Source organism: Sulfurovum sp. AR, from assembly GCF_000296775.1.
GTDB lineage: Bacteria > Campylobacterota > Campylobacteria > Campylobacterales > Sulfurovaceae > Sulfurovum > Sulfurovum xiamenensis.
Window position 1 is genome coordinate 208792 of sequence record NZ_AJLE01000001.1, and the last position, 22415, is coordinate 231206.

28 protein-coding genes are annotated in these 22415 nt (G+C 37.2%); 18 read left to right on the top strand and 10 right to left on the bottom strand.

All coding sequences use genetic code 11. The features are described from left to right. Positions 1-3: 3 nt before the first annotated feature. The 3 genes from SULAR_RS01030 to SULAR_RS01040 all read left to right on the top strand — a co-directional run bounded on the left by SULAR_RS01030 (position 4) and on the right by SULAR_RS01040 (position 1532). Positions 4-669: a leucine-rich repeat domain-containing protein gene (locus tag SULAR_RS01030; RefSeq protein WP_008242043.1), complete on the top strand. Its 666-nt coding sequence runs from the start codon at positions 4-6 to the stop codon at positions 667-669. 78 nt (positions 670-747) lie between these two features. After that, on the top strand, positions 748-1155 hold the full coding sequence (locus SULAR_RS01035; RefSeq protein ID WP_008242045.1) for a group III truncated hemoglobin: 408 nt from the start codon (positions 748-750) through the stop codon (positions 1153-1155). Positions 1156-1166: 11 nt separating this feature from the next. Beyond that, a complete protein-coding gene (locus tag SULAR_RS01040; RefSeq protein WP_008242047.1) occupies positions 1167-1532 on the top strand; it encodes a hypothetical protein in 366 nt (121 codons plus the stop codon). A gap of 93 nt (positions 1533-1625) precedes the next feature. On the opposite strand, the gene SULAR_RS01045 is transcribed toward SULAR_RS01040, so the two are convergent. Beyond that, positions 1626-2072, bottom strand: coding sequence for a hypothetical protein (locus SULAR_RS01045; protein WP_008242049.1), 447 nt, complete (start codon positions 2070-2072; stop codon positions 1626-1628). 173 nt (positions 2073-2245) lie between these two features. Here SULAR_RS01045 and SULAR_RS01050 point away from each other — a divergent pair, with 173 nt between their 5' ends. Both SULAR_RS01050 and SULAR_RS01055 read left to right on the top strand, forming a co-directional pair. Continuing rightward, complete coding sequence (locus SULAR_RS01050; protein WP_008242052.1) at positions 2246-2620, top strand: hypothetical protein; 375 nt, start codon at positions 2246-2248, stop codon at positions 2618-2620. A 100-nt stretch (positions 2621-2720) separates the two neighbouring features. Further along, a complete protein-coding gene (locus SULAR_RS01055; protein WP_008242056.1) occupies positions 2721-5345 on the top strand; it encodes an AAA family ATPase in 2625 nt (874 codons plus the stop codon). An 87-nt stretch (positions 5346-5432) separates the two neighbouring features. On the opposite strand, the gene SULAR_RS01060 is transcribed toward SULAR_RS01055, so the two are convergent. Both SULAR_RS01060 and SULAR_RS01065 read right to left on the bottom strand, forming a co-directional pair. Next, positions 5433-5825 (bottom strand): hemerythrin family protein, encoded by a 393-nt coding sequence (locus SULAR_RS01060; protein ID WP_008242058.1) that lies wholly within the window; start codon positions 5823-5825, stop codon positions 5433-5435. A 122-nt stretch (positions 5826-5947) separates the two neighbouring features. After that, positions 5948-6259, bottom strand: coding sequence for an ATP-dependent Clp protease adaptor ClpS (locus SULAR_RS01065; protein ID WP_008242061.1), 312 nt, complete (start codon positions 6257-6259; stop codon positions 5948-5950). A gap of 255 nt (positions 6260-6514) precedes the next feature. On the opposite strand from SULAR_RS01065, the gene SULAR_RS01070 reads away from it, so the two are divergent. After that, a complete protein-coding gene (locus SULAR_RS01070; protein WP_008242063.1) occupies positions 6515-6853 on the top strand; it encodes a group III truncated hemoglobin in 339 nt (112 codons plus the stop codon). A gap of 43 nt (positions 6854-6896) precedes the next feature. Next, positions 6897-7277 carry a response regulator gene (locus tag SULAR_RS01075; protein WP_008242073.1) on the top strand — a complete coding sequence of 127 codons (381 nt, stop codon included), beginning with the start codon at positions 6897-6899 and terminating at the stop codon, positions 7275-7277. A 68-nt stretch (positions 7278-7345) separates the two neighbouring features. On the opposite strand, the gene SULAR_RS01080 is transcribed toward SULAR_RS01075, so the two are convergent. Then, positions 7346-7540, bottom strand: coding sequence for a hypothetical protein (locus tag SULAR_RS01080; protein ID WP_008242074.1), 195 nt, complete (start codon positions 7538-7540; stop codon positions 7346-7348). A 210-nt stretch (positions 7541-7750) separates the two neighbouring features. On the opposite strand from SULAR_RS01080, the gene SULAR_RS01085 reads away from it, so the two are divergent. Next, positions 7751-8092, top strand: coding sequence for a hypothetical protein (locus SULAR_RS01085; protein ID WP_008242075.1), 342 nt, complete (start codon positions 7751-7753; stop codon positions 8090-8092). Positions 8093-8176: 84 nt separating this feature from the next. On the opposite strand, the gene SULAR_RS01090 is transcribed toward SULAR_RS01085, so the two are convergent. From SULAR_RS01090 to SULAR_RS01110, 5 genes are all read right to left on the bottom strand, one after another. Then, positions 8177-8461, bottom strand: coding sequence for a hypothetical protein (locus SULAR_RS01090; RefSeq protein WP_008242076.1), 285 nt, complete (start codon positions 8459-8461; stop codon positions 8177-8179). Positions 8462-8755: 294 nt separating this feature from the next. Beyond that, a complete protein-coding gene (locus SULAR_RS01095; RefSeq protein ID WP_008242077.1) occupies positions 8756-9073 on the bottom strand; it encodes a hypothetical protein in 318 nt (105 codons plus the stop codon). 73 nt (positions 9074-9146) lie between these two features. Beyond that, positions 9147-12026, bottom strand: coding sequence for a DUF2309 domain-containing protein (locus SULAR_RS01100; RefSeq protein WP_008242078.1), 2880 nt, complete (start codon positions 12024-12026; stop codon positions 9147-9149). Then, entirely contained in the window at positions 12023-12757 is a 735-nt protein-coding gene (locus tag SULAR_RS01105; RefSeq protein WP_037999772.1) for a hypothetical protein, read from the bottom strand. The genes SULAR_RS01100 and SULAR_RS01105 overlap by 4 nt, the downstream gene beginning before the upstream one ends. A gap of 2 nt (positions 12758-12759) precedes the next feature. Beyond that, positions 12760-14274 carry a proton-conducting transporter membrane subunit gene (locus tag SULAR_RS01110; RefSeq protein WP_238536345.1) on the bottom strand — a complete coding sequence of 505 codons (1515 nt, stop codon included), beginning with the start codon at positions 14272-14274 and terminating at the stop codon, positions 12760-12762. An 808-nt stretch (positions 14275-15082) separates the two neighbouring features. Between SULAR_RS01110 and SULAR_RS01115 the strand changes: the two genes are divergently transcribed. From SULAR_RS01115 to SULAR_RS01155, 10 genes are all read left to right on the top strand, one after another. Further along, entirely contained in the window at positions 15083-15307 is a 225-nt protein-coding gene (locus tag SULAR_RS01115) for a ferredoxin oxidoreductase (protein ID WP_008242080.1), read from the top strand. Positions 15308-15351: 44 nt separating this feature from the next. Continuing rightward, positions 15352-15921 carry a carbon monoxide dehydrogenase beta subunit family protein gene (locus tag SULAR_RS01120; RefSeq protein WP_008242081.1) on the top strand — a complete coding sequence of 190 codons (570 nt, stop codon included), beginning with the start codon at positions 15352-15354 and terminating at the stop codon, positions 15919-15921. A gap of 9 nt (positions 15922-15930) precedes the next feature. Then, on the top strand, positions 15931-17133 hold the full coding sequence (locus tag SULAR_RS01125; protein ID WP_008242082.1) for a transketolase C-terminal domain-containing protein: 1203 nt from the start codon (positions 15931-15933) through the stop codon (positions 17131-17133). 1 nt (position 17134) lies between these two features. Beyond that, positions 17135-18004, top strand: a complete 870-nt coding sequence (locus SULAR_RS01130) for a thiamine pyrophosphate-dependent enzyme (protein WP_008242083.1) — start codon at positions 17135-17137, stop codon at positions 18002-18004. Beyond that, positions 18004-18705 (top strand): 2-oxoacid:acceptor oxidoreductase family protein, encoded by a 702-nt coding sequence (locus SULAR_RS01135; protein WP_008242085.1) that lies wholly within the window; start codon positions 18004-18006, stop codon positions 18703-18705. Before SULAR_RS01130 ends, SULAR_RS01135 begins: the two co-directional genes overlap by 1 nt. Before the next feature lie 112 nt (positions 18706-18817). Continuing rightward, entirely contained in the window at positions 18818-19789 is a 972-nt protein-coding gene (locus SULAR_RS01140; protein WP_008242088.1) for a GTP-binding protein, read from the top strand. Between the two features lie 184 nt (positions 19790-19973). Beyond that, positions 19974-20141 (top strand): hypothetical protein, encoded by a 168-nt coding sequence (locus tag SULAR_RS11075; RefSeq protein WP_155993628.1) that lies wholly within the window; start codon positions 19974-19976, stop codon positions 20139-20141. Positions 20142-20192: 51 nt separating this feature from the next. Beyond that, entirely contained in the window at positions 20193-20708 is a 516-nt protein-coding gene (locus tag SULAR_RS01145) for an ArsI/CadI family heavy metal resistance metalloenzyme (RefSeq protein ID WP_008242090.1), read from the top strand. Positions 20709-20858: 150 nt separating this feature from the next. After that, a complete protein-coding gene (locus SULAR_RS01150; protein ID WP_008242091.1) occupies positions 20859-21242 on the top strand; it encodes a hypothetical protein in 384 nt (127 codons plus the stop codon). Positions 21243-21280: 38 nt separating this feature from the next. After that, a complete protein-coding gene (locus tag SULAR_RS01155; RefSeq protein WP_008242092.1) occupies positions 21281-21880 on the top strand; it encodes a trimeric intracellular cation channel family protein in 600 nt (199 codons plus the stop codon). 1 nt (position 21881) lies between these two features. On the opposite strand, the gene SULAR_RS01160 is transcribed toward SULAR_RS01155, so the two are convergent. Continuing rightward, positions 21882-22373, bottom strand: a complete 492-nt coding sequence (locus SULAR_RS01160) for a YcxB family protein (RefSeq protein ID WP_008242094.1) — start codon at positions 22371-22373, stop codon at positions 21882-21884. Between the last annotated feature and the right edge of the window lie 42 nt (positions 22374-22415).

Consider the following 22415-nt stretch of genomic DNA (forward strand, 5'->3'; position numbering starts at 1 on the left):
GCCATGAATAACACAGAGGAACTCTGGATTCAGACACTTTGGGAATGGGCAGATGAAAATGCTGTTCCTGATCTAAAGTGGGTAGAACATGATTCATATCTAAAAGGCGGTTACTTCAAAGGATTGCCAAGAAGCAAAGAGGCTTTACTGAACTTAACAGAGCTGAACCTTCTTGGTGCCCAGCTGACTGAACTGCCAGTAGAGATAGGTAATCTGATACATTTAAAAAAGCTCTATCTTTTAGGCAACCAGCTTACGCATTTGCCCTCTGAGATAGGTCAACTTGTAAGTTTGGAAGAACTTTATCTCCCCGGTAACCAATTAAGCAGCTTACCAAAGGAAATAGGGGCATTACATAATTTAAAACTGCTTCTTTTACAAGAGAATCGACTCACAACTCTGCCAAAGCAGATTGGAGAACTTCAAAATCTGATAACCTTGGAACTTGGCGGGAACCAGTTGACATCTCTACCTGAAGAGATCGGAAAACTTACCAACTTAAGTAAATTAACCGTTTGGAAAAATAAACTAACATCTCTACCCAAAGAGATTGTACACCTTGTAAACCTGACAGAGTTGGATTGTATTTACAATAAACTGGAATTGACAAAAGAGCATATTGAGTGGCTAGAGACTTTACTCGCCAAAGAGTGTTCAGTCAGTGTGTAATGTTGTAAAGTACAACACGTGTAAATACATTTGTAGTATAGTTTAGCTATACTCACAGCATTAATATTAGGAGAGATAATGCCTTATGATTCAGTTGACAGACCTTCCATAGAGAGAATGGTACGTGAGTTCTATACGGACGTACTTCAAGATGATATCCTAGGTCCTATTTTTGTTAAAGCTTTGGGAAATGATCTGAAAAACGGTAAATGGTATGAACACTTGAATACACTCTATAATTTTTGGATGCAGATGATGACAGGTGAGTCACCGTATCAGGGCCACCCTTTTCCTCCGCATGCATTTCTAGGGCCGCTTCACCGTGAAACCTTTGAACGATGGTTAGAACTTTTTCATGCAACGGTCTATCGGCTCTTTGTTCCTGAGATCGCTGATAAGTTTTATAGAAAAGCCGACATCCTTGCAGAACAGTTTATGGATAACCTTGGCATCAATGACGACGACGATGAAGATGATGACTACTAAAAGGAGATGAAATGAGTGAACAGGCAAAAATATTAGCAGAGCTTCAGGAGATCATTATGACCATTCTAAAAAATGGAGCTGCCTCAGAAGCGGAAGGTCATAGGATCGATGAACTTGAAGCCTTACTGCATGAACAAAAGTGTTATCAAGAGATCGATCATGAAGCGTATGAGTATCGAGGAGAAGAGATAGCAGGACTCTTCGCTACTGACCATTATATGGAAGCTATAGACAAAATGTGTGAGTGTGAGATCACACCTGAGGATTTTTTTGGGTTTATAGCTTATCATGATGAAGATGAGGAGTACATAGACCTCTTTACCGATGCATTTATCGCAGAGGTAAAAAAGGACTATGCATCAAAGTGTAAATCTTAGTGGCAATAGGGCAAAGATGAAGGATCTTCATCTTTACACATTTGATGGCATGGTTTTTACGTTCTCTCTATCTAAGTGATGAAGAGAGAAAAGCTATTTCCCGGTCTTGGCCTGTATCACTGGATTTTTCATAACAGCGGCACGGACATCTTCATTCTCATCTATCATTAATTGATCCAATATTTCACCTGGTATACTTGGATTGACAGCAAGAGAGGATCGCACATTTTCATCTTCATGTTTACTAAGTTCAGTGAGTATCTCCAAAGGTGTATTCGGGTTTCCTGCGATCCAATAGGAAAAGTCACTGTCCTGGCTGAGTTCAACTAAAGTATCTACAGGTGTATTTAAATGTTCTGCAACAAACTGTTTGACCAGAGGAATCTCATCTTGACTCAGTTTCACCAGTGTTTCTGCTGATGTATTCATATGTGCAGCGACACGTACGCGTACAAACGGATTCTCATCTGTACTTAATTGATCTAAGATATCTGCGGATGTATTGTCATCTTGTAATAGTACTAATGCATCTGTATTCATTATCGTTACCTTTATCGTTTTTCATCTTTTTTAGCAATGAATTATTTGGATGCATTGTAGCTTTTCTATCTTAAATATTAAAGCATCACATCATGTCTTTTAGGTTTGAAATAGGGATTTAAGTGAATTTACAATATGATGGCCTACAAAAGTCCTAAAGGAAAAAAAGATTCATGGATACAACGATTGATATACACTTTCATGTAACACAAGAACAAAAAAAGACAATAGATCTAAGAGCGTTAGAAAATGGGTTTGATAACACCTCTGCCTATCTAAAAGTCGTTGCACTCAAAACGCAGGCATTCACACTTACACCTGCAGGTTCATCCACTGGCGAAGCATCGGTAGAACTTGGATTTAAAGTCACAGAGGCACAAAAAACAAAAATAGAAGAGAATATGAAAGAGAGCGGTTGTGAAGAGCTTACAGAATATCTAAAATATGTTGCATTGCATGCCGTAGTCACAGCAGTAGTAGAGGTACGTTCTACTGGAAGCCTGGATGATATGTTAGCGCGTATTGCTAAAGCAAAGAGTAACGGCTAGTTATTCATTACTCACCTGATACTATAATTAAGATAGAAAAGCTACAATTCACTTCATTAATGATAGAGATAGAATAGATCTAAACAATAAGAGTAAAAAGATGACAGAAACAGAAGCATTAGTCAAAGCCAATATTGAAAAATACAAGAAATTAGATAAAGGCGAATGGGACGATGAAGCCCTCCAAGAGGCGCAAAACAATATAGAATTTGTTAAGCAGTTTAAAGAAGTACTTTCTAAAGAACTCTTTGGACAAGAACAAGCGATCAATGTTGTTGCCAACAGTATGAAAACCACTGTCAAAGATCAAAAAGGACCTAAGGCAACCTATCTTTTTTTAGGACCTCCGGCTACCGGTAAGACCTTCCTTGCAGAACTGATGGCAGAACATATACCTAAGTATAAGATCATGAAGTTCGATATGACACAGTACCATCAGCAAAACGGTGGAGAGTTGTATGGTTATCCTGCCGGGTGGAAAGGGTATGGCGTCGGTCAACTCACAGGCTTCGTACATAGAAATCCTAAGGCTGTCATCGTACTTGATTCTTTTGAAAAGTGTGACAATGTCATCCAGAATAACCTTTTTTCCATCTTTGAAGGTGGTAAGATGCGTGATGCATGTGGTTGGGATAAGATCACAGATGAGCCGTGTAATGAAGATCCTGATATCATCTACAACGATGAAAATGCAAACTATATGGTGGATTTTACAGAGGCCATTTTTATCATTACGACGAGTGTCGGTAAAGAGCTTTATCAAGATTACAGATTTCAAGATCTAGTTGAAAAAGACTATGTACAAGCTGAATCAATGATCCTTGAGGCTATAAAGAGAGAAAAGAAGAGAGAAAGCAGAAGCGGTGGTGTCCAAGAAGCCATTGTCCCTGAGCTCGTTTCGAGATTCTCTAAGGCACACATTGTTCTGTTTAACAAGCTTGAGTATGATGCCTTTGAGAAAATATCCAAAAGAGTCTTCCTGGGCTATAAAGATGAGTTCAATGATCAATATAAGATCGAGTTTGTTGTAGGTAAGAATTTTGATAACTTTTTGAAAATACAGATGCTTAATTTTGCTCCAGAACTGGATGCAAGACGTCTTAAAGAGAAGGTAAGTACTTACTTTTTTAATAGAATCACCCAATTCATGCAAGATTCAGACAAACCTATCATGTATTTCAAGCAGATCAAGGTATCTCTCTCTAAAGAGTCTGTAGCATATTTAAAAGAACGGGTAACACCGCTTATAGAAAATGAGACCCTTGTAAGAGAACTCTTTAGAAAAAACACTACCCTTGATATCAATGATACGATCACTGAGAAGAATGGCATCATTACCTATAAAGTCAATTCATGTAAGTTTTCACAGGTAGTGAGGATCAAGGATTTTAGCGAAGATGGTTTGGTCTTTGACATTCCTAATGTCTCTTTTAATGATATTGCAGGCCACCATAAGGCAAAGCAGAGACTAGGTGAGGTCATTAACTTTTTTAAAGAGCCAAAACTTTTGGAAAGTTTTAATATTGCACCGCCAAAAGGTATGCTTTTGTATGGACCTCCGGGTACAGGAAAGACGATGCTGGCAAAGGCTTTTGCCAAAGAGGCGGAACTCCCTTTTATCTCGACTACGGGATTGGAGCTGCTCCAGCCTGAAAAGACAAAGTCGATCTTTACCAGGGCAAAAGCGTATGCACCGGCTATCATCTTTATTGACGAGATAGATACTATCGGAAGACGTGATGCAGAAAACGGTAGGGAAGTACCTATCAATAAACTCTTGTCAGAGATGGATGGTTTTTCAGGGAGAAAAGGTGAAGATATCTTTGTGATTGCTGCAACCAACTACAAAGAAAATATCGATCCAGCTATTATACGGCCGGGAAGGGTAGAGATCCATATAGAGATCAACAATCTTGATAAAGATGCAAGGCAGTACTTTTTGGATAAAGTGATCAATGAAAAGCCTACAAGCGGTACATTTGATATGAAAAAACTGCTGATGTATACCACAGGATTTACAGGTTCCCAACTTGAAATGCTAGGAAAAGAAGCCTCATACTACTGTTTGCGTCATGGATTGCCTGCGATCACCCAGGATATCCTCATTGAGCAGATCAATACGATCAAATATGGAGAGAGACAGTCTTATCTCTCTCTTGAACAGATGTTTGAAGAGACAGCGGTCTATGAAGCAGGACGTGCAGTCATCTCTAAGGTCTTAATGCCTCATATTCATATAGAACATGTCAGTCTTACACCTAAAGACAATAATGAACATTTCATTTCACATAACTACAGTGATGTGCAAGAGAATATGACGGTTAAAGATTTTAAAAACAAAATATGTGTCTCATTGGCAGGAAGAGCAGCTCAGATCAAACAGTTCGGTGATATAGAAGGAATGGACTCTGGTGCTTCAAATGACCTACAGCAGGCCACACGTGATGCTTACGTGGCTATCGCACATTATGGAATGGATAAAGAGGTTGGGTATATCAATATCAATGGTGTGATGGATGCACAACAAAAATCTATTGCAAATAAAGATACAGAACACTATCATGAGCAAATAGACTCTGCTCTTGAACGCTGGATGACTGAAGGTCAACAGACAGTGGTTCATCTAGTCAATGAACATTGGAGTACTATAGAAAAACTCTCTAAAATACTTCTTAAAAAAGAGATCATCTATGCAGATGAATTGGATGAGATCGTAGCGAGTTAATATCCTATGGAAGTAGAGACTTTAAAAGTCTTACTCTATCAAGCACAGATCCATCCTAGTATGGATCCATACTTTTAATAGGCCTTATTAGCCGATGTTCGGAGCAGTCTGTGCATCCCACTTCGTAATATGTTGTGTATACCACTTTTTAAAATCTTTTTCCAAAAAACCTTGCAGCTCTTTTGGACCTTTCAGGACTTCCCATCTTTTATGAAACTTTTCTAATTTTTTTCGTATGAGATCATGGTCACTTTTGTGCATCTGCATATCGGAGTAGGCACTCTGTTCCATCATATCCTCTTCTGTTTTAAAGTGAGTCTCGATTTCAGCCAAGAATTCCGGGAAGAGTTCGTCAACTTTATCAACATCTTTGGCTTTCACAGCATCATAAAAGTTGTTGATCACTTCCATCTCATCTTCATGCAGCATATTCATCATAGCATTTGCCACTTGTTGTACATCTTGTTGTTGAATTAGCATTTTATCTCCATACAATTAGGTTTTCAAAAAAGATTATAGCTATAAAAGTTTATAGTTACTGACAGATATCAATATATTGCAGTAGTTAAAGTGTAAAATAAGAGAAGAAGAGAGATGAGGCGTTATACTTCCTCGATCAGGCATACAAGAGAAAAACCCTCTTTTTTCGCTTTTTCTTCGATCATCTCTGCTTTGGTCTGGGCTATTTCAAACATATACCCGCCACAAAAACCCTCACCATTGGTTACGATCTCATGGGCAATGGCTTCTGCCTCTTCCTGATCTTTATGAAACACTTCTTTGAGCATTCTCATACAGAATTCCCATGAAACATGCTTATCATTGATGATTGAAACAAGGCAGATCTTAGGTGTATCGAACTCTGTTTTCAAGTAAGCTTTGAGTGTTTTGGGTTTTTTAATCGTTACTGGCATACTGTTCCTATCTACTCTAGATAATTTATCGTTTACTATTATACCCAAAAAACCTATAGGAGTGCTATGGTGCCTATTGGACACAGCAGATAGAGATGAAAGGAGTGTTCCAGTTTTTGATAAATCCTGCTATAATTCCATTTCAAAAAAAGCATCTTTTACCTTGATAATACTTGTGTTTAGAGATGGTTTGTAGAGAAAGGATCAAGAATAGAACTTCAAAACAGTATTACTAGAGCGAACCTTAGAATCTTGATGACCCTGTTTTATAAAAAAGCGATAGAGGATGAAATACTAGCGCCTTTTTTCATCGATGAGATTGGCGATGATCTAAGCAGTGAAGATTGGTTTGAACATATAGATCTTTTAGCAGATTTCTGGTTGGCTAAAATGCTGGGGGAAAATACCTATTATGGAAACTTTGTAGGTGCCCATGTAAAGATGCCCCATTTAAAAAGAGAAACGTTTACCAGGTGGCTAGAACTTTTTGGAACAACGGCTGATGAAGTCTATGTAGCTGAGATCGCTGATGTTTTCAAGAAAAAAGGGGAGCAGTTCTCCAAACAGTTTCTCAACACCAAGAAAAAGATCTAAATACGTTTTTCATAGTTGATATGTTTTGAATGAAAGGAAAAGAATGAATAGAGATAAAAAACGGAATTTACTTTTCATACAGGATGAGAGGTCGGAGTTTGATGCAGAGACCAAAATGTTCAATGCATTGTTCAATAGGGTCGATAAAGTTTCAGGAAAAGAAGAGGCCTTAAAACTTTTTGATGCGAACGACTATGATATTGTCCTTTGCGATCTGAGCGTTGAACCTGAGGGTGCCGGTCTTCTAAAACAGATGAAAGACATGAAAACTGAACAGACAATATTTGCCTTGGTTTCACCCAAAGATACAGATAAACTGTACGGTATAGCTGACTTAGGGATCAATGCCTTTGAGTTGACACCAGAGTACTTTGATCAAGCTTTGGAACAAATTGCAATATTCGACCCCCAACGAAACTCATAAGATAGAGTAATAACACTTATTTGATTGTGAAGATGAGGCTCAAGTTTTAATTTGAGCCTATTAACTATTTATCTGCACCCGCATCTACAACCGTGTATTTTTACTTGGTCTTCTTTAAAGATTTCACGCCAGATCTCTAGATCAGACTCCATTAGTTTAGAGCTATCACCATGTGATCTTTTCTTAACATCTATCAAATCATTATTGATCTTATTGAGCCCAGGCAGTACGTTTTCTGTCAGTCTTAAATCTAATTTACTCATGTGTAATCCTTTCTTGATAGTTCTAAATGTAGCATAGCATATTATTCTTTATTAAATATTATATGATTTGTTTATAGATCAATATATCCCTCCCATTCTACTTGTATATCTTATCTGTCATAATAAATCTTAAAATCCAACGAGCGTCTTGCAAAGGGTATAAGTAAGTCTTCTTTCGCTAAGATGTCATATCTTACAAAAAGGCCAAAAATGGAACAAATAAATAGCTTACTAGAGAAGTATCATCACTTTAAAGATGCTCAGATACGTTCAGTGCAATCACTATCAGATACTTCAAAAGTGGTGACGCTTGTGGTACAGGATGATGAAGGAGAAGATCTTCATACGATCAATATAACGTTTAAAGATATTAAAGAGTCAAGAATACTGCAAAACAGTGTACTCGCTTTTCTTGATATGATGAGCGGTATCAGCATCATCAAAGAGCATGATCTCTATGGTTTTGCGGTAGGTCGTGGTAGTGCTATGTTACATGTGCATAATGCACCGATGTATATTATAGCTTCAGATATTACTATTGAAGAAAAATAAAAGAGGGTGGAGAGGAGAGATCTCTACCCAGTGATGAAGCGTACTGCTTCTGAATAGACCTGCCTCTTCAAATAAGTGCAGAGGCTATGAACATCCGCATGAACCTCCACTCTCAGTACTACAGCTACCTGCACTGCTTGTTCCGCATGAACCGCCTGTATTAGGGTTCTCAGCTACCCTGATCAAAAATGTATTATCAGAGGTTTTTTGAGCAAAAAAGAGATGTTTTGAACAAAAATCCTCATTCATAAATTCTGCGGCTATTTTTGAATAATTGTACGCATCTTGTTGATTATCAAATGTTTTTTCACTTGCATATTCACTTCTTTTAAAACATCCACATTCGTGTTCCATTTGTACTGTATACATAAACTTTTTTCCTTTTGGTCATTTATTTACGGGAGTATAGTTAGTAAAACTTTAAATAAGATAAAATTACTCCGAAAAGTATACATTCTTTATAAAAGTCTAAAAGAAGTACAAAGGTTTATAGAGGAGGGGTTCAAGCATTGAATTATATTACATATTTCAAGATGGGATTCGAAGATTGCTATGCATCTTGGTGATTCGTATTAGCAGTTGAGTCACTTTTTAGATTAGTCAAGGAGTGGTTTTTGCTCTACCTTGACTTAGAATAATAATTATTGATTACGCAGGTCTTTATTAGTTTGAGCCACTCTCTTTTGGAGGTACTTGGCTGCCGTCAAATCCAATTGTAACATCACTTTTCTTTACCAGTGTATTCGCATCTTCAATGTCATCATCGTCCTCATCATCAGGTCTTACACTGCTATGTATGACAATTTTGTCACCATAATCTACGGCTTCAAAAAAGTGTGTCATACAAAACTGTTGATTCATCAGACACTCTAGAACGCGTGCTTTGTTATACATATCTTCTCTTGATTCGAATGTCATACTTTTTTCAAATCCGCTTTTTTTAACGCAGCTACACTCTTTTTCAATCTCTAGGGTATACATACTATTTCCTTTTTTTATACTATTTATAAGAGGTTTATATCATTTAAAACTTAAGATGTCATAAAAAGAGCGATTAGAGCTCTTTAATGACTTTAAAATCACCTGACTCGTAGGTGTAGACTTTTTTAGCCTCTTTATCAATGATCACTGGACGAATCCACTCATTTAAAATAAACTCTTTTGCTATAGAGTTCTCTACGGCTTTTCCTACTTTTTCCAAAGGAGCCTCCATAAATGTCAGTAGTCTAACTGGTTCATGATACGCTTCACCTTCTAAAAGAACGGATTGTGTAGGAAGGCCTATCTTTAGATCACTATAATTCCCATTATAGACACCCACTTTTGCAACCACATTATGATAGACTTTAGAACCAGCACCATAAACGGCGTTATCTACGGTAGAAAAATAGTGCTCCATATTGATCCATTCACCTACGATAAGTGGCCCGTTGAAGATACGTGTGAGGATATCAGCATTGTCATTATCTACCTTCCAGTCATATGAATGCATAAAGAACCTATTGTGTAAATTGACATGTTTTGTTGAACTTCTAGGTCCTGCAAAGGCTCCCATATTACCCGCCAGTCCCCATTCAGGCCTAGGCTCAGACCAGTCCATTGACTTGATCATGACATCTTCTTGCGTATGGGTATATGGAAGCACTTCTATTCTTTCTTCTCTAGACATTTGAGAGGCTTTGTTAAAGTCACGCATGATCTGGAAAAATCTAGGCATCTCTTCAGCTGTGAGGATATCTGTATCATAGTATTTGATCTCATCGGTAGTGGTGATGTGTAACCCCGGTATGAATTTAGTACTATCAGGAATATCAATGCCTTTTTCTTTTAGGGCTTCACGTACCTCTTTTGTATTGGCTATCATACAAAGTGCTCTTGTATTTGGAAGAGAGATATTTCCTCCACATGCACCACAATCAAGTGCTGACTCAAATGGGTTGTTGTCAGAGATACTTCCGTGACCGATGATGGTCACAAACTCAGGAAAGTGATCCACTTGACCTATCATTGTCAGGTAGTTATGAAGATAGTTTACCTTCTCTTCAAGTGTGAAACCAACCATAGAAAGTTTATGTTTTTGGAACGTATAGTCCTCTTCGGTGATCTTGTACTCATTTTTGAGTTTTTCTATCAGTTCACTGGACAATTCCACAGTGAGTTCCTTACCTAGAACAAGATGATCCCTTATCGCCTGGATCTCATCTGTTGTACATTCTTTAGGGCAGCGGTTTGACAAGACTTCACTAATGATATGTGTATGAAGTTTATTGACATACATCTCGATCTCTTCAGATGAGAGTTTATCTAAAGTATAGGTTGTCTTTGGTTTTTGAGGCTTTAGTTTTGAAAAAAGCTTCTGTGTTCTTCTTGGAGAAAACGTTTTTCCAAAAAGGTTGATACCGAAGATCCAGCCGATCGCTTCAACCATAATATAAGGTGTATATGGGTTGTTTTTGAGATCGCTCAATACTTTTTTGGTCGTTTTATTCATTCCTTTTTTGGAACTGTAATCTTCATAACGCTCTTTTGGTATTTCAAATACGATATTTCCCGCTTTTACGATCGCTGGAGACAAGAAGAGTTCATGTGATTTATCAAATTCCACAAATGCGATCGGAAGACCCAAGAATCCACCTGCACCATAGGTTTGGTATGGACCAGAGCTTTCGATCTGTCTTCTGATCACTTCAGACCTTACATCCAAACAGAATGTGGCAGAAGCTACCGCTTTTTCAGTTTCCTCTTGTGGTACATTGGTGAACTCATCGACATATGAACGGATATAACTGTCTTCAAGTGATTTAAGCCAGATGTATCCTTCCTCTGCTCTTAGCGTCTCCATGATCTTGGCAAGTTCAGGCAGTGGTATCTCTGTGTTACCCAGATGATCACTTGCAAGGTGTACTTGCTTCGCATCTAGCTGAAGCACATACTGTGTATAGCTCTCTAAGATATCATCATAGTTTTGCCGCTCTTCCATCGCATCGATGAATTTTCCAGGCAAGCTACCTTTATGTTTAAGTATTTTGAGTAGTACATACGCACTATTGTCTTGAATGTAATTTGCCAGTTCTTTGTAGCTGCTGATCTTTCTATGTTTTAAATACTTGAGTTCATAGTAAAATCTGATTGCCAGATAATCCATTAAAGATGAAGGATTCTGTTGTTGTGAATAATAGTTCGGGTCTTCGGAGCGATACTTGATAAATCCTGCCCAACCATGAAGTTTCAGAATGTGTTTAAGAAGGTTTCTCTCTATATCTTCATCGGCAACTTCCAGCTTTTCTAGAGCCTCTCTTACAAAAGTTTCAGAATCATGTGCATAGTCAAAGTTCTCATAGTGTTTAAAGGTTTCAAACATCCCCAGATCTCTATTTGACATACTGAGTGTCGTCTGCTCTTCATCTAAAAAACGTGTAATATATTCGATCACTTCTTTTTCGATGATCTCTTTATCATCTCTGTCAAAAAGAATGTCATTGATCTCATACAGTGTCATATGTTTTGTAAGTTTTTTACGCCATTTCTCTTTATTATGATAGAAGAACTTTTCATCTAGATAGGCTAAAAGTTCTTCATCGATTTTATGCTCTTTGATCGATGCAGAACTTCTGAAACTGTTCCATTTCGGATTGACTTCTAAAAGACATTTTTCAGCCAGATCATAATATTCTGCCAGGCCGTCGATCTCTAGAATTTCTTGCAGGTTGGATTTTAGAATGGTAGGATCGATCTTCCCTTCTTCATAGAGCTTTAGATAATACGATGGCTCCATATAGACTCTACCGCCAAAGATACTCTGGGCTTTATCAAGCCCTTCTTTAAAGTTAAGATGTTCAAATCCTTTGAGCGGATTATGATGAATGAATGAACCGATAGGCCAATAGTGTGGAACAGTATTTTTAACGGCATTCAGTTTTTCTAATATACTCATGCGATAGCCCCTTTAAATCCAATGATACTTAGAATAAGTAGTAGGATGATAATAATAAAATGTATGATCTTCTCCTTGGATGTCAGATCCACATAGTGTAGATTGGTATTGGGTGTTCCAAAGACAGTCCTTGGCATCACTCTCATAGCCACCATGAAGTTCCCCAAAAATACTATCACTACCACGATATACCATAGCAGTGTTGGTTCCTCTTTGATCATACTGCTCAGTAAAAAGAGTGCATTAGGAAATGGTGGATAGAGTGCAAGGGTGATCAAATAAACGGTTAAAAAAGCACCCACATACGGAGTCGCCAAGGTGGTACCGCTGATACCATGATAATTGGCACTTCCATAGTACTTGTCATAGTGTTTTGCTATAGAATAAACACCTCCAAGTGTGATCAATAGAGAGAGTGTGTAAAGTACACCCTGTTCTCTTATAAATAACATAAAAAATGGTGCATTGATAAAGAGCAAATAGTAACCAAACTTATAAAAATTGGTTGTTTTGGTTGCCTTATAGATAGAAAATATGGCACTTAGTAATGAAATGATCACTAGCAGACTAGAGTATGTACCTGTGACAAATGAAGAGATCACAATGGCACAAAGCACTAAAAAACTGCTTATTAAAAAGATCTTTTCACTGTTCAGTTTTTTATTTTTCTCTAAAATAAGATAATAAGGTACGCCTGCAGCTAATATTAATAAAATGATGCTCATTAACATACTCAACCTTTCTTGAAAATTTTAATGTATTTGATAAAGAAGTCTGGGACAAAGGCTTCTTTTGCCAAGAGTTTATAAAATAGCCATTGTGTTCTCTTTGGCATTTTACTTTTTTGTATATCCACAAAGTGTTGTTTATACATAAACAGCCACCCGATGATCATAATCGCAGCCAGTGCAACCATTGACATGATGATGGTTACATTCAGCGTTGCGGCACCATAGAAAAGCAGGGCATGTTCACCATAGATAAAATGCTCCAATGCCAATCCAACAAACTCATAAGTAAATAATATAATAATAAATGAACTTACAAGCGCTAAGATCACTTTGATCGAGTCAGACCTTGAAACCTTAAAGAAGGACAAGAAGAGCTGGGTACCGGTGAGCCAACCAAATGCCAAGATCACGATAGCAGCGTTAAATTCAAAGAACTCTTCGCTAAGCACCATTTTCACACCGATGAATATAAGAAGCGGCAGGATGGTAAAGAGTGCAATAAGATTAAACGTCTTGTTACTTTTATGCTCTGTTTTTTCTTCCCAGAACAACTTGTAAGAGAGACGTTGTGGAATATTAGGGTCATGTCTCGCATAGCGTATCAGTCCACCTGATTCCAAGAAGAGTGTTGCTTTAAAGACACCGTGTACCATAAGGTGATAGATCGCAAGACTGAATGCACCAAGCCCGACTTCCATGATCATATATCCCATTTGACCCGCTGTCGAGTAACCAAGTGAACGTTTGATATCAGGTACGACCAACATCAGTACCGATGCAAAAATGGCAGTAAAGAGTCCTATGACAAATGCAATATTAAGTACGGCCGGTGTCAGTAGAAGCAAGAAAGCCAATTTATTGAGCAAGATACCACCTACATTGACTACCCCTGCATGCATTAAAGCCGATACAGGTGTAGGAGCTTCCGATGTATAAGGCAGCCAGATATGAAATGGTACGATCGCAGATTTCATCATGGCAGCCACTAAGAAAAGCAACCCGATCACAAAAATAGTAGGATTGTCAATAGGGTTTTTAGACATCTCCAGCCATGTTTGACTCAGTTGTCCCAGGTCAACACTGCCAAACGTCTGATAGGTCAATATCACTGCAAGTATAAAGAGTAAATCGGCCCCTTTATGTATAAGCATGGTCCAACTACCATTTTTTACCGCACTTTTTGATGCGACATTAAATGATACCAATAAGTACAGACTGATACTCATTAACTGCCAAGCAATAGCAAGAATCACAAGGTTATTACTCATTACCAGCATGTAGATAGCAGAGAAAATAAAATTTAAAAGGATAAAAAATCTTTTATATCCTGGTTCATCCCACATATATTTTGTAGCATATTTACGTATCACAAGACCTAAAATAGCCACATAAGGTACAAGTATTGCAGAAAGCTCATTAAAAACAAACAGACCGCCAAGTCCATGTATAGGTTCATCGGTAGTGATCACATGATAGGTTCCATAGAGTCCTAACAATGCGATCATACTTGACAACATGATACTCACTTTTGGGATATGTTCCTTTTTACTAACAAAAATTAGTATAAATGCTATAACAATTGGTATAGCTGGAATGAGCAATATAATCTTTTCCACTAAAAACTCCTGTAATTTACGAAACTAGTTCGTAAAAAATTTTATTGGCTGGTCTAGAATTCGCCATTTTTCATGGTTAGAAGACTAAATCAAAATAAATCTGAACAAAAAAGGTTGACAAAACCACCCTTTAAAACCTTAGCCATTATAGATGAATTTTTTAAAATATACTCTTTATTAAAAATAAAGTTGTACTAAAAAGTAAATTTAACAGTCTATTGTTACTATTTCACAATTTGACATTGATATGACTTATGAACTAATTGTATAATCTTTATCATTGATCAATGTTTTAACACTAAAGATACAAGAATAATATAGAGGAGTGTATAGATAAAGATGCAGTATATTTTAACCCTATATAATGTAATAGAGAAAAATCGCTTAAAGCAGTGATATGAAAAAATATCAGGATTATTGTAGTTATAACAATAAATAAATGAATATTATATTACTCATATTTTCTATAAATTATAAGATAAGTCAAAGGTTTTTACAGTAAACTCCCATTTGAAAACATATGAATGAAGTTGATAAAAAATTTATCATAATTATTACCTATATATGTATATTACTAATATGTAATATTAAGGTTTTTTTGTGTAAAGTTTATTTGAAGTTCCATTTGCAGTCTATTGGTTATGATGATTGAATAGATCTTCTAAATTAATAGATATATGTTTAAACATCATGGAGTAAAGGAGTTAAAATGTATTATGTAGCAAAAGTCGATGCAGACAAATGTGCTGAATATAAATGTAACACGTGTACACTATATTGTCCAGAAGCGAATACGCTTATGTTCGATAAAGACAGAAACACATCTTGGGTAGATGAAAACAGATGTAAAGGGTGTGCACTTTGTGTGTACGTTTGTTCTGATATGCTTGATCGTAATTGTATTACGATGGAAATGGCTGGTCACGAAGAATAAATCTAGACTCTAGATTTAATTTAAATTTTTAATTAGGAGAAGTTATGGCAAACCAAGGTCCTGCGTATTATTCACCGTATCCTGCGGCTACGTATGAAGGTGTAATCACACCACCAGAAGGGAAAGCACTTTTGTTGGAAGATGTGGTTGATGAAGAAACTGCAATGAGAGAAGTTGCAAGAGTGATGTTGACAAGTGAAAATGCAACTATTTTCCCTGGTCCTCAAGTATTATATGGTTGGAATGAAGAAGCGAAGAAAAAAGCTACACTTATTAAAGAGATGTCAGAAGTTCTTAACGCTAAAATGATCCCAATGTATGATTACAGACCAAAGTATCCAAAAATTGATGCTGAAGTTGAGATCAACCCAAATCACCCGAACTTAACAATTTGGCATAATAACATTAAAGCTGCAATTTTCATTGGTGTTCACTGTCACTATGCAAACGTTGCATTAAAAATTGTAAGAGCAGAGACTGATTGTTATACAATCGCAATCTGTGGTTTGTCAGGGCATGAAGATGCAATGGCTACATTAAGAGACCAGCACTCTCACGAACTTGAAAAATTCATCAAGATCGCTAAAGAAGTAAAAGCTGAGTTGGGAAAGTAGGAGATAAGAATGAGTAAAATTACTGATATGACTAAAACACACAACTGGTCTGGACAAAAACTAGTTTCTATAGACCATATGCTTTTTGAAGCTCCTAGAACTAAGCACTTTATGACAGGTTCTGAGGTTTTAAAAGAAGCTGTTAAACGTGCAACGGTTGATGCTTCTGTATCATACCCAATTACACCACAATCTGAAGCAGCACACCTTATCGGTGAGCTTTGGGCTGAAGGTTATGTTGGTGTTTATTTCCGTGGTGAAAACGAATTTGGTGTAATGTCTGAGGTTGCAGGTTGTTCAATGGCAGGTGCTAGAACAATTACAACTACTTCAGGTCCTGGTACACTTAGAGCAATGGAAAACTTTGCACAGTGGTCAGGTACAAGAGCTCCAATGCAACTGGTACTAATGGCACGTGGTATTAACTCCCCACTTACTATTCAGCCAGACAACTTGGAAGTACAATACCTTCTAGAGACTGGATGTATGATCTGGTATGCTGAGAACGTACAAGAACTATTTGATATGTCACTAGCAGCGTTCACAGTTGCAGAACAACCAGATGTTCACGTTCCAATTATTACCGCAGTAGATGGATTCTTTGTATCCCACACTCGTGAAGCTGTTGAACTACCAGATGATGATATCGCACTTCAACCGTATGATCCATATGCGGCTCCACTACCTCCAATAGACTCTGAGATGCCTCCAGGAAGATTCCTAAGAGATCCATTTGTTATGAAGTCTAACTATATCTCTTATGCTACGCATGCATCTTGGCAGTGGGAGATTAGATCTGCAGTTGAAAGATCTAAAAGATACGCTAGACACCTACTTAACGGATTGGTACATATTACTGGTAACGAAGATGCTGAAATCGCATTTGTTACTTGTGGTACTGCTTCTAACCAAGCAAAAGAGGGTCAAAGAGAGCTAGAGAAACTTGGTATCAAATCTAAAGTTATCAAGCTAAGAACGATCAGACCTTTCCCAGAAGAAGAGCTTATAGAAGCACTTGAAGGTGTTAAGTATGTATTTGTTCCAGAATTCAACGTTGTTGGTTGGTTAGCAAACGAAGTTAAAGCTAAGCTTTATGGAAAAGTTGATGTTAACATTCACGCAGGACCAAGAGTTGCGGGTGGTATGAGTTTACCTGCTGAAGCTATTATCCAAGAAGTTATGGAAGTAGTTAATCCAGGAAAAGGAGCATAATATGGCATTAGATATTTATAAAATTAATCCTGAATTTAGAGACATTATGCCAAAAGAGATCATTGAGCTTGAAGAAAACGCTACATGGGCGCAAAATCAAGAAAGACCTCGTGGTATTAAAGAACTCCCAGAAACAAAAGAGTTACTTGAAGAACACTCACTATGTGCTGGATGTCCAGAAGCGGCTACATTAAGATATGTACTTTCTGCATTGCCTAAGCCTGAGGATACAGTGATTGTAAACTCAACTGGTTGTACATCTTTGATGTTCCCACACATTGCACTTCATACAGTACACTCACTCTTTGGTAACCAAAATGCAGTTGCATCTGGTATCAAAAGAGTATTGGAGTGGAGATTCCCGGACACGCAAAAAGACGTTGTGGTTCTAGCGGGTGACGGTGCGACTGTTGATATCGGTCTTGACTATACTCTTCAATCATTCTTTAGACAAGAAAAGATCACAACTATCTGTTTTGATAACGAAGTTTATGCAAACACAGGTGGTCAAGAGTCTGGTATGACGGCTAAAGGTCAAGTATTTAAAATGGCACCAACTGGTAAAAAGTTTGATAAAGTACCAATGTGGGAACTTGCTAAAACTTCTGGTTGTCACTATTCTGTAAACATGACTGGTTCTGCACCAAAAGCAGTAGCTAAAGCAGTTAGAGAAGCGATCTTGGTTGCTAGAGAAATCGGACCGACTTACCTCAATATCTATACACCTTGTATTCTTGAGATCGGACTAAGTGCGAATGAAGGACTTGGTGAAATGAAAGATCAAGATAAAGATAGATTTGCATCTTACAAACATGTTTCACCAGAAGCAGAAGAATACTTGAAAAAATGTAAAAAAGAGGGACTTTTATAATGGCAAAAGATTCAATTAAAATCAGAATGCCCGCTCTAGGTGGGCAAGGAGCGGTTACTGCGGCACATATCGCAGCAACTGCAGCGGACACAGAAGGTTACTATGCGGTATCTAACCCATTCTTTGGTGCTGAAAAAAGAATGGCTCCATCTGAGAGTTATACAAGAATCGGTACAGTGCCTATCTATGATAGAGGGGAAGTTATCTATCCTGATATCGTCATGATCTATCACCCACAAGTTATTACTATGGGTAAATCATATACTATGCCTTTTTACGCTGGTATTAAAGAGAATGGTCTTGTTATCATCAACTCTGATATAGATCTTTTAACTGATGAAGATAAAAAAACGTTAGATGACTTGAATGTAAAAGTTCTTACTAGAGACTTTACTCAATTTGCTATCGACCAAGCTGGTACTGAGCTTGCTACAAACATGGCAATGTTGGGTGCATTATTTGGTGCTTTAGGTACTGTTAGTAAACCTGCTATTGAAGAAGGTATTAAAGACAGATTCCTTAAAAAATATACAGCTTCAGGTGGTACAGCTACACTTGACTCAGTTATTGAGAAAAAGTTTAAAAAGAAAATGGATCTAATCCAGAAAAACCTTGATACTGCATCTGCAGCATTCGACTTAACTGCTGAATGGTGTAAAGAAGTAGGTTTCGAACAAATGTTGGAAGCTCCAAAGAAGTAATACAAATCATACAACTGTGCTTTAAGCACAGTTGTTACTTTAACACTACATACGATACATTACGTATTAATAAACTCCACTCAATTACAATTTAATTTTAAGGTACATACACATGATACAATCATTTATACTTACGGGATTTTTAGGTGTTGGTAAAACTACCATGCTCACGAATACAGTCAAAGAACATTTTTCCGATAAAAAAGTGGCTATTATCGTAAACGAATTTGGCGATATTGGTGTAGATGGCAATATACTGAAGAATGTACACAGTGAAGTACTTGAAATTTCAGAAGGGTGTATCTGTTGTCAATTGGCTCAAGAGTTTGAAAGTGGTGTGATGGAGATCATGAATAAATATAGTCCTGAGATCATATTTGTTGAGACTTCAGGGGCATCTGAGCCTTTTCCTATCTTTTTATCGCTTCAAAACCTTGGTATCTCTGTTGAGGGTGTCATTTGTGTTGTCGATCCTAAAAACTTTGACTCTTATAAAGAGAATTCAACGGCTAAATATCAAATAGGTGGTTCCAATATCATCGTACTCAATAAGACCGATCTTGTTAATGATGATGAATTGGAAGCGGTAAAGAAAGATGTGATCGAGATCAAAGAAAAGTACAATATCAAGAACACACTTACAGGTAAAAAGATATTTAATAACTATGTGATCAATCAAGCCCAACAGGGTCTCGTCCATAAAGAAGTTTTTGAGGGTGTCTACAAAGTCGATGAGATCATTGGATTGGCAAAAGAGTATGAACGTCTTGACCATACGGCACAAGATTCAATCACCCAAAAAGTGGTTTATTTAAAAGATGATATTGCATTCACGGATGTAGATGCAGTGTTAAAATCACTTCCAAAAAGTATTTACAGGGTGAAAGGTGTCGTGAAAACAAAAGATGTTCCAAACCCTATTGTGATTAACTACGCATTCGGTAATGATTCATACGAAGAGCTAGAGAATTATACGGAACGGTCGATTATGATCTTCATCGGTGAATCTATAGACGATGATGTCAATCTCTTATGTGAAAAGTTTGATTTTTTAAATCTGCCTAGATTTAGAATGACCAAATAGTTTACTGTAAATTATTTTCATACCATTTGGCAGTTTATGCCAAATGTGCATGTAATTCCCTTCCATACAATATTTTCCGCACGTTTTCAATACAATGGTTTTTGGATGTTCCTATGAAATGTCAGTTTGTAATTTGTCTGATAATACGCTAGAATGAGTGATACATTACATATTTGGAGTCACTATGGAACTTTTACCTGTTATATCATTCTCTCTTGTAGTTTTGTTTGTCGTAGTAGGTGGATATGTCTTTATGTTTCTCCATGTGATGAGATCTGATCCAAGAGAATTGGAGTTTAGAAAAAATGTGGGGCAAGATGCAAGACTGGTACCACATACTTACAAAGAATAAATCATTCCTACTATCACTTATCATCTATAAATCAATGCAAAAGGATACGCAATGAACAAAAAAAGAAGACTGCATATACATATGTCAGTAGACAATATAGAAGAGAGTATTGCTTTTTACTCTACTCAGTTTGGAACAGAACCCACCAAAGTCAAAGAGGATTATGCCCAATGGTTGGTAGATGATCTCTCACTTAATTTTGCTATATCAACAAGAGGGTATGAAAAAGGTGTCAATCATTTAGGTGTACAGTATGAGAGTGATGATGCACTATCGCATGCACAGCAGAGCTTCGAGGAGAAGGGGATCAAAGGAAAAGTGGAAGAGGGTGCAGTCTGCTGCTATAAATCTTCAAATAAATATTGGGTCACTGATCCTACAGGTATGATATGGGAAAATTATCACTCTATGGATGATGTGGAAGTGTTTGGTATAGATGGTTCTGATACTGCGGATGGTTGTTGTGTACCAACATTTGGTAAATTTAGCGAAACACCATCATGTGCACCGACTAAAAATGATGAGTCATGTTGTAGTTCAGATTCAGATGCGTGTTGTGCCTCATAGCATTTAGATAGCGTATAAAACTCTCATAATGAAACGCCCAAAGCCATAAAATATGAATTGACCTATGAAATTACACATTTATTACATTTACAGTGTATACTATGAGAAATAATCCATACATGCATGGATCAATATAGAAAGGAATAGGTCATGAAATATTTTTTAAAACTCTCTCTTTTTTCGATGGCTCTCTTGTTGATGCAAGGATGTGCAACACATCAAAAATTTGTTAACAAATATAACGCCTGGGTCGGACAGGATATCAATGATTTAATTAAAAAGATAGGATACCCGGACAGTACCTATATCTTGCCAAATAAAAATAAAGTCTATGTCTATGAAAGATCTAGAATTTACACTTACCCTTCAATGTCCATAGGATATGGACATTGGCCATATTATCATGGTGGCTACGGTATGTACTCTTATGGCTCTGATGTTGTCCAACGAACCTGTAAACTCTATCTTGAGACCAACAAACATGGCATCATTGTAAAATGGGGTTCACGGGGAAATGCCTGTGTATCCAACTAGTAAAACGATCTTGAAATTGATAGATAAGGCAGCACTGTATGTTTGAGATCGCAGAGTATATCGGTATCATCGCTTTTGCCAGTTCGGGTTTTTTTGTGGCTGTACGAAACCAACTTGATTTTCTGGGTACATTGATCTCTGTATTTCTTACGGCACTGGGTGGGGGGATCATCAGAGATGTCGCTGTAGATAAAATGCCTTATACCTTTACACACAATGCACCTGCACTTACCATTCTTATCGTTATGATCCTCCTGATCGTATTTAGATTCAACAAAAGAGACAGTATAGAGAACAAATCATTTTTTATACTGAGCGATTCCATAGGGCTGATCTCATTTAGTATTACGGGTGCACTGATAGCCATAGAAGCGGGGTTGAATCTTACAGGTGTTTTGGCCCTATCTTTTGTGACGGCAGTGGGAGGAGGGATCATCAGAGATGTGATTATCAATGAAATTCCTTTTGTACTCAAGACTGGATTTTATGGGACGATCGCACTTCTGATAGGTTTGACGCTCTATGTGTTAAATCTGTACGAAATGATCTCTTATTATACACTGATCACAGTCTTTACAGCGGGGATGGTACTTAGACTGATCGCATATTATAAGAAATGGGCTATTCCGATGCTATAAGTTAAGTTTGAGGAATATATTTCTTCAGATATGCATCGAGCTCTTTTTTCTGTACTTCACTCATAGCACGGAGAGGAATGACATTGAATTGGCGAGGATTCGTATATAGTAGATAAAACTTCTCATTATTTTTCCACTTAGAAAATGTACTCCATGGAATAGAAGCATTTTTACTCTTTTTATCTAACTTGATACCTTTACCTGAGATATGCAGCGTGACCTCATTTGGCAGAGTAGAACTTTTCTGATAGACACTTTTGGCCTGATAAGCAGAAAGCATACGTACAAAAAGCATATAAAAAGAGATAGAAAAAAATGCAGCGATCATATTGGTCAAAATCTCACGGGTATTTGAAAAGTCAGTTCCGACGATCACAATGAGAGTAGCCAATATGACATAGATTGCAAGTGAAAATACTCTTTTGCTTCTTTTATGATGTAAATTGACTGCCTGTAGGTATTCATCTTGGGTGAGTTGGTAGGTGATATTCATGGTCTGCCTTAGGATAATGTGATGGGTATTATACAATGATTA